The following is a 16,022-nucleotide window of genomic DNA, read 5'->3' as shown; positions in this document are numbered from 1 at the left end:
CGACCTCGTCGAGTTGTCGCATGCGATCCACGCCGAGCCCGAGTTGGCGTTCGCCGAGCATCGCAGTTGCGCCAAGGCGCAAACGTTGGTGGCTGAGCGGGGTTTTGAGATCACCGCGGCAGCCGGTGGGCTGGACACCGCGTTTCGCGCCGACTTCGGCAGTGGCCCGTTGACTGTCGGCGTGTGCGCCGAATACGACGCGTTGCCCGGAATCGGTCATGCTTGCGGCCACAACATCATTGCCGCAGCGGCAGTCGGCGCAGCGCTGGCACTGGCCGAGGTTGCCGACGAGTTGGGCCTCACGGTTTCGCTGCTGGGTACGCCCGCTGAAGAATTCGGTGGCGGAAAAGTATTGCTGCTCAACGCCGGAGTCTTCGACGACATTTCGGTCGCGGTGATGGTGCATCCGGGTCCGGTGGACATCGCGGCCGCCCGGTCGCTGACCCTGTCCGCGGTGCGGGTGACCTACCTCGGCAAAGAAGCCCACGCGTCGGCCGCGCCGTTCCTGGGTATCAACGCCGCCGATGCGGTGACCATCGCACAGGTGTCGATCGGGTTGTTGCGGCAGCAACTGGCCCCGGGGCAGCAGATGCACGGCATCGTCACCGAGGGCGGGCAGGTCGCCAACGTCATCCCCGGTCGCACGGAACTGCAGTACACAATGCGGGCTACCGATGCGTCGTCGCTGGCCAATCTGGAAGCCAAAGTGGGCGACTGCTTCTTGGCCGGTGCCGTCGCCACCGGCTGCGACTACAGCGTCGAGCAGACCGAGCCGATGTACGACGCACTCAAACCGGATCCGTGGTTGGCCGAGACCGTCCGCGGCGAGATGACCCGGCTCGGCCGCTCGCCGCTCGCAAAGGAATACGAGGCGGCGGTTCCGCTGGGCAGCACCGACATGGGCAACGTCACCCAGCTGCTGCCCGGCATCCATCCCATGGTCGCCGTCGATGCCGGTGGCGCGTCATTGCACCAGCCCGATTTCACCACGGCAGCCGCCGGCGCCTCCGCCGACACCGCGGTGATCGACGGCGCAATCATGTTGGCGCGCACGGTTGTTCGTCTTGCCGAGTCGGCAGCGGAATGCGACCGGGTACTGGCCGCACAGGCGCAGCGGGCGGCGCAGGGGGAGCGGCGCTGATGAGCCTGTCTGACATCGCCGGCACCTGGCTGGCGGCGCACCACGACGACCTGGTCGCGTGGCGGCGACACATCCACCGCTACCCGGAGCTGGGCCGCCAGGAATTCGCCACCACCCAGTTCGTCGCCGAGCGGTTGGCCGAGGCCGGGCTCAACCCCAAGGTGCTCCCCGGCGGAACGGGGCTGACCTGTGATTTCGGCCCCGACCGGGAGCCGCGGATCGCGCTGCGGGCCGACATGGACGCGCTGCCGATGGCCGAGCGGACGGGCGCGGCGTACGAATCGACGATGCCGAACGCCGCACACGCCTGCGGGCATGACGGGCACACCGCGATCCTGCTGGGTACCGCGCTGGCGCTGGCCGGGGCGCCGGAGTTGCCGGTCGGGCTCCGGCTGATTTTCCAGCCGGCCGAAGAGCTGATGCCCGGTGGCGCGATCGACACGATCGCCGCCGGCGCGATGTCCGGCATCAGCCGAATCTTCGCCCTGCACTGTGATCCCCGGCTGGCGGTCGGCAAGATCGCGGTGAAGGCCGGACCGATCACGTCGGCGGCCGACATGGTCGAGATCACCCTGTCATCAGCGGGCGGGCACACCTCACGGCCGCATCTGACCGGCGACCTGGTCTATGGGCTCGGCACGCTGATCACCGGACTACCCGGTGTGCTGTCCCGCCGCATCGACCCGCGCAACAGCACCGTGATGGTCTGGGGCGCGGTCAATGCCGGCGTGGTCGCCAACGCCATTCCGCAGAGCGGCACGCTGGCCGGCACCATCCGCACCGCCAGCCGCGACACCTGGCTGGGCATGGAGGACATCGTCCGGCACACCGTGACCGCGTTGCTGGCCCCGCTGGGTATCGAGCACACCCTGCAGTACAACCGCGGCGTTCCGCCGGTGGTCAACGAAGAGGTCTCGACGCGCATCATCACCCACGCCATCGAGGCCATCGGCCCGGATGTGCTGGCCGACACCCGGCAATCCGGCGGCGGTGAGGATTTCTCCTGGTACCTGGAGGAAGTACCCGGCGCGATGGCCCGGCTGGGGGTGTGGTCGGGCCGCGGTCCGCAGTTGGACCTGCATCAGCCGACATTCGACCTCGACGAGCGTGCGCTGGGAATCGGGGTGCGGCTGATGGTCAACATCGTCGAGCAGTCCGCCGCGTTCAGCTAGGCACCCGGGTGTTATTCGCCGTGGCCCGGGCCGATGTTGCGAGCCGGACGGGTCCGGATCTTGTGCACGTATTCGCTTGGTGCACCGGCGATTTCGGCGGCGTCGGCCATCACGCCGAGGTAGCGCGCAGACGGCAGACCGCCTTCCCACGCGTCCACCACGTACAGCCAGGCCAGCACCGGATCAGTCGTGGTGTCCGACTCCACCCGTTCCACTCGGCACCTGATCTTCTTGTGGATGCCGAGTTCGGATCCCTCCCACTGGTCAAGGTTGATCTCGTCGGCGGGCGTCACGTCGTAGAGCACGACGAACACCTTCGCGGCCGGATCCTCGACAAGCGTGGCCAATGCGCCTTCCCAGCCGATGTCCTCGCCACCAAAGGTCAGCCGCCAGCCGTGCAGCCAGCCGGTTCCGGCCATCGGCGAGTGGGGTGCACGCAGCTGCATCTGCTCGGGATGCATGTTCGACCCGTAGGCGGCGTAGAGCGGCACGGGGAAATCTTAGACGGCGCCTGCTGACGCGGCGCGTATCCGCAACGTTCGTTAGGTTAAAGCGGTGGCGACCCGCATCGTGATCATCGGGGGAGGGCCGGCCGGTTACGAGGCGGCGCTCGTCGCAGCAGCACGTGATGCGCACGTCACCGTCATCGACTCGGACGGCATCGGCGGCGCGGCGGTGCTTTTCGACTGCGTGCCCTCGAAAACCTTCATCGCCTCCACTGGCGTACGCACCGAATTGCGCCGTGCGCCGCATCTGGGCTTCGACCTGGACATCGACGACGCCAAGATCTCGCTGCCGGAAATCCACCAGCGCGTCAAGCGGCTGGCGACCGCCCAGTCCGCCGACGTCAACGCGCAACTGCACAGCGCGGGCGTCGAGGTGATCGCGGGCCGCGGCGAGCTGGTCGACGCGGCCCCGGGTCTGGCTTCGCACCGCATCCGGGCGACCGCGCCGGACGGCAGTACCAGTACCCACGATACCGACGTGGTGCTGATCGCGACCGGCGCCAGCCCCCGCGAATTGCCGACCGCGCGGCCCGACGGCGAGCGCATCCTGACCTGGCGTCAGCTCTACGACCTGCAGGCGCTGCCCGAGCACCTGATTGTGGTGGGCTCGGGTGTCACCGGTGCCGAATTCGTGCACGCCTACACCGAATTGGGCGTCCACGTGACGGTGGTGGCCAGCCGCGACCGGGTGCTGCCCTACGAGGACGCCGACGCGGCCCTGGTACTGGAACGGATCTTTTCCGAACGCGGAGTTCAGCTGGTCAAGAACGCGCGCGCTGACTCGGTCACCCGCACCGACTCCGGGGTGCTGGTGACATTGGCCGACGGCCGCACCGTCGAGGGCAGCCACGCGTTGATGACGATCGGATCGGCGCCCAACACCAGCGGCCTGGGCTTGGACCGGGTCGGCATCGAACTGGGTCCCGGCAATTATTTGACCGTCGACCGGGTGTCGCGGACATCGGTGCCCAATATCTACGCCGCGGGCGACTGCACCGGGCTGCTGCCACTGGCGTCGGTCGCCGCGATGCAGGGCCGGATCGCCATGTGGCACGCGCTGGGCGAGGCTGTCAGCCCGATCCGGCTGCGCACGGTGGCCGCGGCGGTGTTCACCCGCCCCGAACTGGCGGCGGTGGGCGTTCCGCAATCCGCCATCGACGACGGATCGGTGCTGGCCCGCACCATTATGCTGCCGCTGCACACCAATCCGCGGGCCAAGATGTCGGGGCTGCGCCATGGCTTCGTGAAGGTCTTCTGCCGTCAGGCCACCGGTGTGGTGATCGGCGGTGTGGTGGTCGCGCCGATCGCCTCCGAGTTGATCCTGCCGATCGCGATGGCCGTGCAGAATCGCCTGACGGTGAACCAGCTCGGGCAAACCCTCAGCATCTACCCGTCGCTGTCGGGCTCGATCACCGAGGCGGCGCGACGGCTGATGGCGCGCGATGACCTGGACTGACCCCGCCGCGCGACGATGCAGAGCGCAGCGATGAGGAGGAGAGGGGCAAATAAGCCGCCGCGCGACGATAAACGGAGCAGTGCGATCTGAAGAAGTCGGGAGGAGCGGGGCAATTAAGTCAGGCCAGGTAACCTTGGAACCAGTGACCTACTGGCGAGTAACCGACAGGGGGCGTGAGCCGTGAGCGACCCGATTCGCATCCCGGCGAGCGAGCAGACCCGGCGGGGCTCGTTTTTACGGCCCGAACAACGGGCTACGGCCTGGGAGCGCCTCGGCAGCGAGCAGTTCGACGTCGTGGTCATCGGCGGCGGTGTGGTGGGTTCGGGAGCCGCGCTCGATGCCGCCACCCGCGGGCTGAAAGTGGCGCTGGTCGAAGCACGTGACTTCGCCTCCGGCACATCGAGCCGGTCCTCCAAGATGTTTCATGGCGGGCTGCGTTACCTCGAGCAACTGGAATTCGGATTGGTGCGGGAAGCCCTCTTCGAGCGCGAATTGTCGTTGACGAACTTGGCGCCGCATCTGGTCAAGCCGCTGCCGTTTTTGTACCCGCTGACCAAGCGGTGGTGGGAACGCCCGTACACCGCTGCCGGTATCATGCTCTACGATCAACTCGGCGGCGCGAAATCCGTTCCCGCACAAAAGCATTTGACCCGCGCCGGAGCGCTGCGGCTGTCGCCGGGCTTAAAGCGGACCGCGTTGATCGGCGGCATCCGGTACTACGACACCGTTGTCGACGATGCCCGGCACACCCTGACCGTCGTGCGCACCGCCGCACACTACGGCGCCGTGGTGCGGTCGTCGACGCAAGTGGTCTCGCTGCTACGCGAAGGCGATCGGGTAACCGGCGTGCGGGTCCGCGACTCCGAGGACGGCGCCGTCACCGATGTTCACGGCCACGTCGTGGTGAACGCAACCGGGGTGTGGACGGACGAGATCCAGGCATTGTCCAAGCAGCGGGGACGATTCCGGGTGCGTGCCTCCAAAGGGGTGCACATCGTGGTCCCGCGGGACCGGATCGTCAGCGACGTCGCAATCATCCTGCGCACCCAGAAGTCGGTGATGTTCGTCATCCCCTGGGGCAACCACTGGATCATCGGAACCACGGATACCGACTGGGGATTGGACCTCGCGCATCCGGCCGCCACCAAGGCCGACATCGACTACATCCTCGGCACCGTCAACACCGTGCTGGTAACTCCGTTGAGCCACAACGATATCGACGGCGTATACGCGGGGCTGCGTCCGCTGCTGGCCGGGGAAAGCGACGACACGTCCAAGCTGTCACGCGAGCACGCCGTCGCGGTGCCCGCACCGGGGCTGGTCGCGATCGCGGGCGGCAAGTACACCACCTACCGGGTGATGGCCGCAGATGCGATTGATGCTGCGGCGCAATATGTTCCGGCTCGTGTTGCGCCGTCGATCACCGAGAAGGTGCCGCTGCTGGGCGCCGACGGCTATTTTGCCCTGGTCAACCAGACCGAGCACGTCGGCGCGCTGGAAGGGCTGCACCCATACCGGGTGCGCCATCTGCTGGACCGCTACGGGTCGCTGATTCACGAAGTGCTGGCGCTGGCGGCCGACCGTCGCGACCTGCTCAACCCGATCGCCGCCGCACCCGGCTATCTGAGGGTCGAAGCGGCCTACGCGGTGGCCGCCGAGGGCGCGCTGCATCTGGAAGACATCCTGGCGCGGCGGACGCGAATCGCGATCGAATACTCGCACCGAGGCGTCGACTGCGCCCGCGAGGTGGCCGACATCGTCGCGCCGGTCCTGGGCTGGACTGCGGCCGACATCGACCGCGAGGTCGAGACGTACACGGCGCGGGTAGAGGCCGAAGTGCTGTCGCAGGCCCAGCCCGACGACGCATCGGCGGATGCGCTGCGGGCCATCGCCCCCGAGGCCCGCGCCGAGATCCTAGAGCCGGTGCCGTTAAATTGAGCCGACCGTGAGGTCACTACCGCTCCCGCCACGCGATGGGTTGGGACCGGCGCGGCTGCGGGTGCGCGGCGGAGCGCTGGGCGAGGAGCTGGCCGGCCGCTTCGGCCCCGACGTCGCCGCCAAGGCAACCGCCGGTGAAGTCGTCGACCAGTACGGCGCGGTGCTCGATCCCGCCACGGTGCTGCCGGCCGGTGCCATCGTCTACCTCTACCGGGAACTGCGCGACGAGCCGCCGGTGCCATTCGACCTTCCGGTGCTGTACCAGGACGACGACATCGTGGTCGCCGACAAGCCGCACTTCCTGGCCACCATGCCGCGCGGGCGCCACGTCGCGCAGACCGCGCTGGTGCGGCTTCGCCGGCAACTCGGGTTAGACGAGCTGAGCCCGGCCCACCGGCTGGATCGCCTGACGGCCGGAGTGCTGCTGTTCACGACTCGACGTGAGATCCGTGGGGCCTACCAGATGTTGTTCGCCCGTGGCGCCGTGCACAAGACGTACCTCGCCAGGGCCGCGGTCGACCCGACCGTTGCGTTGCCTCGGGTAGTGCGTAGTCGAATCATCAAGCGCCGCAGTAACTTGCAGGCTGTCGAGGAAGCCGGTGTGCCCAATGCCGAGACGCTGGTGGAGCTGGTGTCGGCCGATGGCCGCTACCGGCTGACCCCGCGCACCGGGCGCACACATCAGCTCCGCGTGCAGATGGCTTCGCTGGGTGTACCGATCTGTGGAGACCCGCTGTATCCCAACGTCATCGACGTGGCCGCCGACGACTTCTCCACGCCGTTGCAGTTGCTGGCGCAGCGCATCGAGTTCGACGATCCGCTCAGCGGGGTTCGCCGTGAGTTCGTGAGTCGACGACGGTTGCTCGCGCCGCCGATATCAGCAGCGCTCGACCCCGGGCCGGATCCGCGGCAAATCGTGGCCGACCACGATGCGGGCCGGCCGACCTGACGCGGTCGGCGCAGTTGGTGCGCTGCGCATCGACGCAGCCCCCGAAATTACTGCATTGAACAGTTGACGTGCCCGAACGGTGAGGCCGCCAGCGGTTGTCAGGTCAGCGAAGCGGGCGCTCACGAAGCCCTGCAAAGTTTCCACGGTGTCCGTCCTTTGGTTTCCTGCCGGCTATTCCTAAATCGATTGGGAGCCGCCGTCGGCTCGAATCTTTTGGTATTTGTGACGAAGCCCATGCCGCGGGTTGGCTGCGACGCAGGTCACTGAGCTGCAACACTGGGCCGCCTATTGGTATTCCACGGTAGGCGCTGCGCGTTGTTCACGCCGACGGTGGACGTCAACGTTGGGTGAACATTGTCGTTGGGTGAACATTGTCAGCGCGCCGGCCGCGACGGCATGGTGAACGTGCGGGAAACCGGGGCTGAAATCGGCAATCTCACACCTGCAGAGAAAGCTGGGCATAATTACCGAAGTGCGAATCTTGTTACCATGCCTCATGGATGCAAGCGACACAGCAGTGTGGCGTGCTATCCGCCGGTGCGAATATCTGCTTGGTACCGTCTGAAGGAATTGGATTGAGACTCAATCGATTTAGCGCCGCACTGAGCATTCTGGTGACTGGTGTGCTGCTCGTGTCGGCCTGCGGCGGTCACAACAACGCCGGCGGCGGAGGTGCGACGCCCAGCGCTGCCCCGGTGAAGGTGACTTGCGGAGGCCAGTCGGCCCTGAAGGCCAGCGGCTCCACAGCGCAGAAAAACGCGATGACGGTATTCATCAAAGCTTTTGCGGATGCCTGCCCCGGACAGTCGCTGAATTACACCGCCGACGATTCCACCGTCGGGATCAACGATTTTGTGAACAATCAAAGTGATTTTGCCGGGTCCGATTCGACGCTGACCGCAGACGAGTACGCCAAAGCGCAGCAGCGGTGCGGTTCGCCCACCTGGAACCTGCCGCTGGTGGTCGGTCCGGTCGCCATCGCCTTCAACGTCAAGGGCGTCACGTCGCTGAATCTGGACGGTCTGACCGCAGCCCAGATCTTCAACGGCCAGATAACTCAGTGGAACGATGGCGCGATCCGGCTGCAGAACTTGGGTGTACAGCTGCCCGACGAGCCGATTCGGGTGATTTTCCGCGGTGACGAGTCCGGGACCACCGACAACTTCCAGCGGTATCTCGACACCGCGTCCAAGGGCACCTGGGGTTATCCCGCCGGCCGGAAGTTCAACGGCGGAGTCGGTGAAGGCGCGGTCGGCAACGACGGTGTAGCTGAAGCCGTCAAGAACACCGAGGGATCGGTTACCTACCTCGCGTGGTCGTTCGCTCAGGCGCACCACTTGAATGTGGCCAGCATCATCACGTCGGCCGGCCCAGACCCGGTGGCGATCAGTCCCGAGTCGGTGGGCAAGACGATTTCGTCTGCCTGGTTCATCAAAAGAGGCGACGATCTTGCTCTCGACACCATCTCGTTTTACCGGCCCAACCAGCCCGGCGCCTACCCGATCGTGCTGGTGACATATGAGATCGTGTGCTCGAACTACCCGGATCCGAAGGTCGGCACGGCGGTGCGGGCGTTCCTGCAGAGCGCTATCGGAGCAGGTCAGGACGGTTTGACCGGTGCCGGCTACATACCAATTCCCGGCGAGTTCAAGCCGCGCCTACTAAACTCCATCAACGCCATCTCATAAGGGGTCGATGCAAAATGTTCGGGGGTTTTTCTCACCGTAGTCAACCCGGTGTTCCAAGAGTTTTCCAACGGTAGAAAATGTTTTGAATCATGGAGTTCACGACGCTGCCCCCTGAAGTGATCTCTGCGCTGATTCATTCGGGCCCCGGTGCGGAATCGCTGGTTAATGCCGCCGCGGCGTGGCAACAGCTCAGCGCCAACCTCGACGACGCTGCAGACAACTATGCCGCGTCGTTGACGTCGCTGAGCGGGATATGGCATGGACCGTCGTCGGCAGCAATGTTCCAGTCCGTCACGCCGTATCTGACCTGGCTGCGCACCACCGCGCAGCAAGCTCAGCAGACAGCCGCGTCGGCACAGGCCGCAGCGACCGCTTTCAACTCCGTCCAGGCGGCCGTTGTTCCTACGGCCACCGTCGCGGCGAACAGGACGCGTCTCGCACAACTCTTGGCCACCAATGGATTTGGGAGAAATCTTCCGGCGATCGCCCAAACCGAATCTGAATACCAGACCATGTGGGCGAACAACTCCGCGGCGATGAGTCGCTATCAGGCGGCTTCCTCGCAGGCCTCCACGCTGCCGCAGCTGACGTCGCCGACCTCGGCGACCAATCCGGCGGGCCTGAAAACGCAAGCCGGTTCGGCGGCGCCCGCCGCGACCACCTCGTCGGGACCCACCGTCGCGGCGGCCAGTCCCGCCGCGGCGCTGCCCGTTGCCGGCGACCCCAACTCCGGCTATGTCGGGTTGGCCAACACCTACGCCAACCAATTCATCTCGTCAGGATTTCCGATCAACATGCTCAGCTACCTGGCGCAGAGCCAATCTGCCCAGGCGTTGCAGGGTGTGAGCAGCCAGATCGGGCAGGGCGTCTCGGAGGGCGAGGGAGCCTTGGGAGGAGCGGCCGAAGGTTTGGGTGGGGGTGCGGCCGGAGCTTTGGGTGCCTTGGGCCAGAGCGGGGGAGGTCTCGGTGCGTTGGGCGCCGCGGGACTCGGCGAGATCAACACTTCGGCGGCGCTGGGCGCCGCAGTGCCGATGGGTGGGCTGATGGCGCCGCCCGGCGCCGCGACGCTGCTGGCGACTTCGCAAGCACCGGTACAACTCGCGTCGGCGGCAACGCCGCTCGGCGCGGGTGAAGGCGCCGGAATGCCGATGCTGCCGCCGGTCATGGCGCCGCCGATCTCGGCGGGCAGTGGGTGGCGCAAACGCAAGCCGCAAAAGTACGAAGACATCTCGATCGGCGCCGAGCTCAAGGGCAACGTGATGAAACCGCCCCCGTCGGCGGGATGAGCGAAATCGCCTGCGACGCCGTCAGGCTCCCGCATGGCGAGGACAGAACGCGGCGATGCTGACGCCGACGAAGAATCCGGCGTGGTAGCCGTCAAGGCCACTCTGCTGCATCACGTCATTCGCGACGTCGCTCGATGCCCGGCCGCCATCGAGCGCATCGCAGACCTGATGGCCGGCGATGACCGCAGCCTGCCCGGATGCGAAGGTGATCCCCTTGGACTGCAGCGCATTCAAGAAGTTGGAGTCGACGACGTCGGCATGCGCGAGTGGCGCGGCGATTGTCATCAGGCTGACCGGTGCGAGCAGCAGGGCCAGGCCGGCCGTTAGTGATCGCACAGGTTTGGGCGAACGCACTGGGGTGGTCGTCCTTTCTCATCCTGTCCGCTGAGCAGATAGCGCGAATGTTGCCGACAGCACGCAAGGCCACTGCCATTGCGATCATTGCATGCCGCTCCCGGACTTTTGAAGCGCGCGAAGGGGCCGACGCGGGCAAGTGTGATCGTTAACCGGATGGTCATGCCCTGGGCATTCAGCGTTGGCAGCATGGGCACCAGTACGCAACCCGCTCGCCGCTGTCGTCGTAGTCGATCGGGGTGCCGCAGCGACGGCAACTCTGCCCGGCTCGTCCGTACACCCACAGTCGGCGTCCCGCCCGGGTGTCGCCGGTGGTGCAACGATCCCAGCGGAAGCGGTTGGCCCACAACATGTCGCGGGCCCGCGACACCAGCCGGTGGGGGTCGGTCACCGCGCTCACCGGCGCGGTGGGCAAGTGGCCGCTGACGAAACACAATTCGTTGCAGTAGACATTGCCGACCCCTGCCAGCACCCGCTGGTCGAGCAGTGCCTCGGCGATGCGACGATCCGGACGCGCCGTGAGATTGTCGGCGGCGGCCTTGGGATCCCAGTCGTCGCCCAGCAGATCGGGTCCGAGGTGATCGACGACGTCGCCGTCGTTGTCGCGTTCGAGGATTTCCAGCACGCCCAGATCGATACCGATTGCGCGGATATCGTTGGCGTCCAGGATGATCCGAACCCGGTGGTCGACGCGCTTTGCCGGCGACGTTATTCGCCAGCTGCCGTCCATCTTCAGATGCGAGTGGATGCTGGCCGGTCCGACACGAATGAACAAATGCTTGCCCCGGCTGCACACCTCGTCGACGACGTGACCGCTCAGGTCGACCGTGGCGAAACGTGGCACCCGGACATCGCAGCGGGTCAGCGTGCGACCGGCCAATGCCTTACGCAGTGTTACCGCGGTACGGAAAACGGTATCGCCTTCGGGCATGGCTACCGCAGCCGCAATCCGCGCGGGGTGCGGGCGAACCCGGCGTCGGACAGCGCGGCGACCACGGCCGCGCAGACCTGCGCCGCCAACACCGGCGCACTGTTGATGCGCTCGATGAGTATCGAGTTGACCCGCCCGGTCGCGACCAGATCGGCGAGTGCCACGGCCGCGGCATGGTTGGCGTCCGCGTCGTCGTCGGCGAAGCTCAGCAACGAGCGCCCGCCGCGCTCGAGGAACCACACCAGCTCGCCGTCGACCAGTACGACGAGCGCCCCGGCTTTGCGACCCGGCCGGGCGCCATCGCCGTCCGGTGAGCGCGACGGCCAGGCCAATGCCGAACCGTAGGGATTCGCCGGGTCGGCGGCTGCCAGCACCACCGCCCGGTATTCCGGCCGTTCGGGGTCCACACCGTCGAGGTAGCTGCGCAGCCGGTCGACCGTGGAGGCCACCGAGAACTGGGCGCCGCCGAGCGACTCCACGAAGTAGCCACGCTGGCAGCGGCCGGCGTCCTCGAAAGCAGTCAGCACCTTGTACAGGTTGGCGAATCCGCCCGGCACGCCCGCGGCAGCCACCGCGCCCCTGGTCAGCACGCCGTGCCGGTTCAGCAGTAGCTCGGCTTGGTGATGGGCCCGGATGGTGGAGTCGGGTTCGGGCGTCGGCAGTGCCGACCAGCGGCCGGCCACCGTCGGGTCGGCGGCCCGCGCCTGCGGGTGTGCGACGTTGTAGCGGCTCAGGCGGGGCGGGCGTCTACCGCGGCCCGGTCGGTGCGCCGGCGCGGGACGTTTCCGGGCGCCCGTGCCCCCCGATAGCATCGCGCGCACCGGAGCGAAGGTGTCGCCGGTGACCCAGCCGCCCCAAATCAGCTCCCACAGCGCAGCTTTGAGCTCGGCTTCGCCGATTCCGTCCTGTCCCAGCTGCCGGAAGAAGAACGCGCCGCCGCCGGCCAGCACGTCCAAGATCGCCCGATGAGCCGCGGTGAACTCGATCTCCGATCCGGCCGCCAGCGTCAGCGGCGCGGAATCGGCGGCGTGGAAAATCACCCACCCGTCGCTGCCCGAAATCGTGCCCGCCCCCGACCACATCACTTCTCCGGAGGCCAGCAGTTCATCGAGCATTGCCGGCGCGTAGTCGCGTACCCGCGGCACCAGCACCAGCGATTCGATCGCGGACGCGGGCAGCGCGACGCCGGCGAGCTGATCAATGACCGCGGCCAGACCGTCGAGGCCGGAGTCGGCGGCCGAACCCCTGCCGACGCCTACCCCGTGCCAGGCCGTCAGGAATCGCGCATAGGCGCTCGTGCTGACCGGCTCCACCTGTGCTCGCAGCGCCGCCAGCGATCTGCGCCGCAGAATCCGCAGTACGTCGGCGTCACACCACTGGTCGCCGACCGCCTCGGTGGAGAACTCACCGCGGACGAGCCGACCGTCGGCTGCCAACCGGCCCAACACATCGGCGGCCACGCGTAGGCCGAGCCCGAACCGGGCAGCGACGTCTGCAGTGGTGAACGGTGCGTGGGTGCGGGCGTAGCGGCCCAGCAGCTCACCCAGCGGGTCGGCGACCGCCTCGGTGAAGCTGGCCGGCACGCCGACCGGTACGGCCACCCCGACGCCGTCGCGCAGCCGGCCGATGTCCTCGATCGCCACCCACCAGCTGCGACCGGCGAAGGAGACCGGCAGCGCACGTTTGGCGGCTAACAGGGCTTCCAGCCAACCACCGACCTCGGCGCCGCCGGCCCGTTGGGCGACCTCGTCGGTGGTCAGCGGGCCGAGCAGCCGCAGTAGGTCGGCCACGCCTTCGGCGTCCCGGGCCGCCCGATCTGCGGACAGATGTTGCAACTGGCGGCCGGTGCCGGCAATGACGTCGGGGTCGAGCAGCTCGCGCAGCTCGACCCGGCCGAGCAATTCGGCCAGCAGCGTGGGGTCCAGCGAGAGCGCCGCGGCGCGACGCTCGGCCAGCGGGCTGTCGCCCTCGTACATGAACGCCCCGACGTAGCCGAACAGCAGCGAGGCCGCGAACGGCGACGGGGTCGCGGTCTCGGTCTCCAGCACCCGAATCTTGCGCGCGGCGATGTCGGTCATCAGCCCGGTCAGCGTGGGCACGTCGTAGACGTCCTGCAGGCATTCGCGGACTGCCTCCAGCACGATCGGGAAGTCCGGGTATTTGCGGGCCACGTCGAGCAGTTGCGCGGCGCGCTGACGCTGATGCCACAGCGGCGACCGACGACCCGGGTGGCGCCGCGGCAACAGCAGCGCACGGGCGGCGCATTCCCGGAACCGGGAGGCGAACAAGGCCGAACCGCCTACCTCCGTGGTGACGATCGGATCGATCTCGTCGGCATCGAAGACGAACAGTTCGGCACCCGGGGGCCCGTCGCCGAAGTCGGCTCCGGACTCGGAGACGGTGTCGGGCAGCCGCACCACGATGCCGTCGTCGGAGGCGGTCGGTTTCTCATCGATGCCGTAGCGGTCTCGCAGTCGCCGGCTCACCGCCAGGGCGAGCGGACCGTGCACCCGTAACCCATAGGGGGAGTGCAGGATCACTCGCCAGTCGCCCAGTTCGTCGCGGAACCGCTCGACAAGTAGCGTGGCATCGGTAGGCACCACGTTCGTGGCGGCGCGCTGGTCGTCGAGCAGCCGCCACAGATTTTCGATCGCATACTCGTTCAATCCCAGTTCAGCGCAGCGGCTTTCGAATGCGGCGCGATCCAGTCCGGCCAGCTCACCGGTGAACTTGCCGACCGCGCGGCCCAGTTCGGCGGGGCGCCCCGAGTCGTCGCCGCGCCAGAACGGAAGCCGGGCCGGCTGACCCGGTGCCGGTATCACCAGGACGCGGTCATGGGTGATCTCGGTGATCCGCCAGCTGGTGGCACCCAGCGCGATGACGTCACCTGGCCGCGACTCGTAGACCATCTCCTCGTCGAGTTCACCTACCCGGGACGGGGTTTCGGAATCGGTGGCCAGGTAGACCGTGAACAGGCCGCGGTCCGGGATAGCACCGCCGGACGTCACCGCGAGCCGCTGCGCACCCGGCCGGGCCGTCACCGTGCCGTTGTCGCGGTCGTACACCAAACGTGGCCGCAGCTCGGCGAAGTCGGTCGACGGGTATTTGCCGGACAGCAGATCCAGGGTGGCCTCGAATGCGCTGTGCGGCAACGTCGCAAACGGCGCGCTGCGTCGTACCGTGTCGAGCCAGCGGTCGACATCCAACGGCTCCAAGGCGGCCGCGGCCACGGTGTGCTGAGCCAGGATGTCGAGCGGGTTCGTCGGCACCCGCATCGTCTCGATCTGGCCGGTGAGCATGCGTTGCACCGTCACCGCGCAGCCGATCAGGTCGGTGCGGTGTTTCGGGAAAAGCACACCCTGCGAAATCTCGCCGACCTGGTGTCCGGCGCGCCCGATGCGTTGCAGGCCGCTGGCCACCGACGGCGGTGCTTCCACCTGGATCACCAGGTCGACTGCGCCCATGTCGATGCCCAATTCCAGGCTCGAGGTCGCCACCACCGCTTTCAATCGGCCGCTCTTCAAGTCCTCTTCGACGATGGCGCGCTGTTCCTTGCTGACCGAACCGTGATGGGCGCGGGCGAGTAGGGTTGGGGCGCCGTATGTTTGGCCGCTGCCGAGCAAGTGTGCGGGGGAGCCGCCGGCGACCTTCGGATTCGCGTCGTGCGACAACACTTCGCCCGAGCGTTCAGCGTGAATCTCGTTGAGCCGTGCGGTCAGTCGCTCAGCCAGCCGCCGCGAATTGGCGAACACGATCGTCGAGTTGTGCGACTCGACGAGATCGACCAGACGCGCCTCGACGTCGGGCCAGATGCTGTTATTGGCCAGATTGGCCATATCGGGGACCGGAACCTGCACGGTCAGCTCGAAAGTCTTGGCTGCCGGCGGGCAGACGATGGTCGTCGGAGACGCACCCGACAGGAACCGCGCCACTTCTTCGGGCGGACGTACGGTGGCCGACAACCCGATTCGCTGCGCCGGCGCCTGCAGCATGTCGTCAAGCCGCTCCAGTGACAGCGCAAGGTGCGCACCGCGTTTCGTGCCGGCGATCGCGTGCACCTCGTCGACGACCACGGTCTGCACGGCGGCCAGGGTCTGCCGGGCCGCCGACGTCAACATCAAGAACAGCGACTCCGGCGTGGTGATCAGCACGTCGGGCGGGTTGCTGATGAGCTGCCGGCGTCGGGCCGGCGAGGTATCGCCGGAACGCAGCCCCACGGTGATCTCCGGGGCGGGCAGACCCCGTTGGGCGGCCACCCGGGCCATCCCGGCCAGCGGCGTGCGCAGGTTGCGCTCGACGTCGACGGCCAGCGCCTTCAGCGGCGAGACGTAGAGCACCCGGGTACCGGGAGCCCGCTCGCCGCGCGGTGCGCCGGACAGGGCGTCGATGGCCCACAGGAACGCCGCCAGCGTCTTGCCTGACCCGGTCGGGGCGATGACCAGTGTGTTGTGCCCATCGGCAATCGCCGACCAAGCATCGGCCTGCGCTGGGGTGGGCGCCGCGAAGGTACCGGTGAACCAGTCGCGGGTGACGACGCCGAACCGGGCCAGCGGATCGTCGGGAGCAGAGGTCACCTAGCCATGGTGCCAGCGGGCACCGAC

At 67.4% G+C, this 16,022-nt stretch carries 11 protein-coding genes; 7 read left to right on the top strand and 4 right to left on the bottom strand.

Annotated elements, in window-relative coordinates; genetic code table 11:
* Both VGG53_RS06390 and VGG53_RS06385 read left to right on the top strand, forming a co-directional pair.
* Positions 1 to 1,141, top strand: a 1,141-nt coding sequence (locus VGG53_RS06390) for a M20 family metallopeptidase (protein ID WP_331517158.1), incomplete at its 5' end; no start/stop codon positions are given.
* Complete coding sequence (locus VGG53_RS06385; protein ID WP_331517157.1) at positions 1,141 to 2,313, top strand: M20 family metallopeptidase; 1,173 nt, start codon at positions 1,141 to 1,143, stop codon at positions 2,311 to 2,313. The genes VGG53_RS06390 and VGG53_RS06385, both read left to right, overlap by 1 nt.
* 11 nt (positions 2,314 to 2,324) lie before the next feature.
* Here VGG53_RS06385 and VGG53_RS06380 read toward each other — a convergent pair whose 3' ends face one another.
* Entirely contained in the window at positions 2,325 to 2,804 is a 480-nt protein-coding gene (locus VGG53_RS06380; protein ID WP_331517156.1) for a gamma-glutamylcyclotransferase, read from the bottom strand.
* A 64-nt stretch (positions 2,805 to 2,868) separates the two neighbouring features.
* Here VGG53_RS06380 and VGG53_RS06375 point away from each other — a divergent pair, with 64 nt between their 5' ends.
* From VGG53_RS06375 to VGG53_RS06355, 5 genes are all read left to right on the top strand, one after another.
* Positions 2,869 to 4,275 carry an NAD(P)H-quinone dehydrogenase gene (locus VGG53_RS06375; RefSeq protein WP_331517155.1) on the top strand — a complete coding sequence of 469 codons (1,407 nt, stop codon included), beginning with the start codon at positions 2,869 to 2,871 and terminating at the stop codon, positions 4,273 to 4,275.
* A 180-nt stretch (positions 4,276 to 4,455) separates the two neighbouring features.
* Positions 4,456 to 6,213 carry a glycerol-3-phosphate dehydrogenase/oxidase gene (locus tag VGG53_RS06370; protein WP_414688897.1) on the top strand — a complete coding sequence of 586 codons (1,758 nt, stop codon included), beginning with the start codon at positions 4,456 to 4,458 and terminating at the stop codon, positions 6,211 to 6,213.
* A gap of 7 nt (positions 6,214 to 6,220) precedes the next feature.
* The gene (locus VGG53_RS06365) at positions 6,221 to 7,162 is read left to right on the top strand and encodes a pseudouridine synthase (protein ID WP_331517154.1); all 942 of its coding nucleotides are present in this window, start codon (positions 6,221 to 6,223) and stop codon (positions 7,160 to 7,162) included.
* A gap of 575 nt (positions 7,163 to 7,737) precedes the next feature.
* Positions 7,738 to 8,850: a phosphate ABC transporter substrate-binding protein PstS gene (gene pstS, locus VGG53_RS06360; RefSeq protein WP_331517153.1), complete on the top strand. Its 1,113-nt coding sequence runs from the start codon at positions 7,738 to 7,740 to the stop codon at positions 8,848 to 8,850.
* Positions 8,851 to 8,939: 89 nt separating this feature from the next.
* The gene (locus VGG53_RS06355) at positions 8,940 to 10,136 is read left to right on the top strand and encodes a PPE family protein (RefSeq protein WP_331517152.1); all 1,197 of its coding nucleotides are present in this window, start codon (positions 8,940 to 8,942) and stop codon (positions 10,134 to 10,136) included.
* A 21-nt stretch (positions 10,137 to 10,157) separates the two neighbouring features.
* On the opposite strand, the gene VGG53_RS06350 is transcribed toward VGG53_RS06355, so the two are convergent.
* The 3 genes from VGG53_RS06350 to VGG53_RS06340 all read right to left on the bottom strand — a co-directional run bounded on the left by VGG53_RS06350 (position 10,158) and on the right by VGG53_RS06340 (position 15,995).
* Positions 10,158 to 10,472 carry a DUF732 domain-containing protein gene (locus VGG53_RS06350; protein WP_331517151.1) on the bottom strand — a complete coding sequence of 105 codons (315 nt, stop codon included), beginning with the start codon at positions 10,470 to 10,472 and terminating at the stop codon, positions 10,158 to 10,160.
* Between the two features lie 193 nt (positions 10,473 to 10,665).
* Positions 10,666 to 11,421 (bottom strand): endonuclease VIII Nei2, encoded by a 756-nt coding sequence (gene nei2, locus VGG53_RS06345; RefSeq protein WP_331517150.1) that lies wholly within the window; start codon positions 11,419 to 11,421, stop codon positions 10,666 to 10,668.
* 2 nt (positions 11,422 to 11,423) lie between these two features.
* On the bottom strand, positions 11,424 to 15,995 hold the full coding sequence (locus VGG53_RS06340) for an ATP-dependent helicase (protein ID WP_331517149.1): 4,572 nt from the start codon (positions 15,993 to 15,995) through the stop codon (positions 11,424 to 11,426).
* Positions 15,996 to 16,022 lie beyond the last annotated feature (27 nt).

It is taken from the genome of Mycobacterium sp., assembly GCF_036490025.1.
Taxonomy (GTDB): domain Bacteria; phylum Actinomycetota; class Actinomycetes; order Mycobacteriales; family Mycobacteriaceae; genus Mycobacterium.
This window is presented reverse-complemented; position numbering and strand designations above follow the sequence as displayed.

Bases quoted from the DNA above. Each gene is read 5' to 3' on its own strand.
- nei2 (WP_331517150.1), bottom strand. From the start codon at position 11,421: ATGCCCGAAGGCGATACCGTTTTCCGTACCGCGGTAACACTGCGTAAG.
- VGG53_RS06385 (WP_331517157.1), top strand. From the start codon at position 1,141: ATGAGCCTGTCTGACATCGCCGGCACCTGGCTGGCGGCGCACCACGAC.
- VGG53_RS06355 (WP_331517152.1), top strand. From the start codon at position 8,940: ATGGAGTTCACGACGCTGCCCCCTGAAGTGATCTCTGCGCTGATTCAT.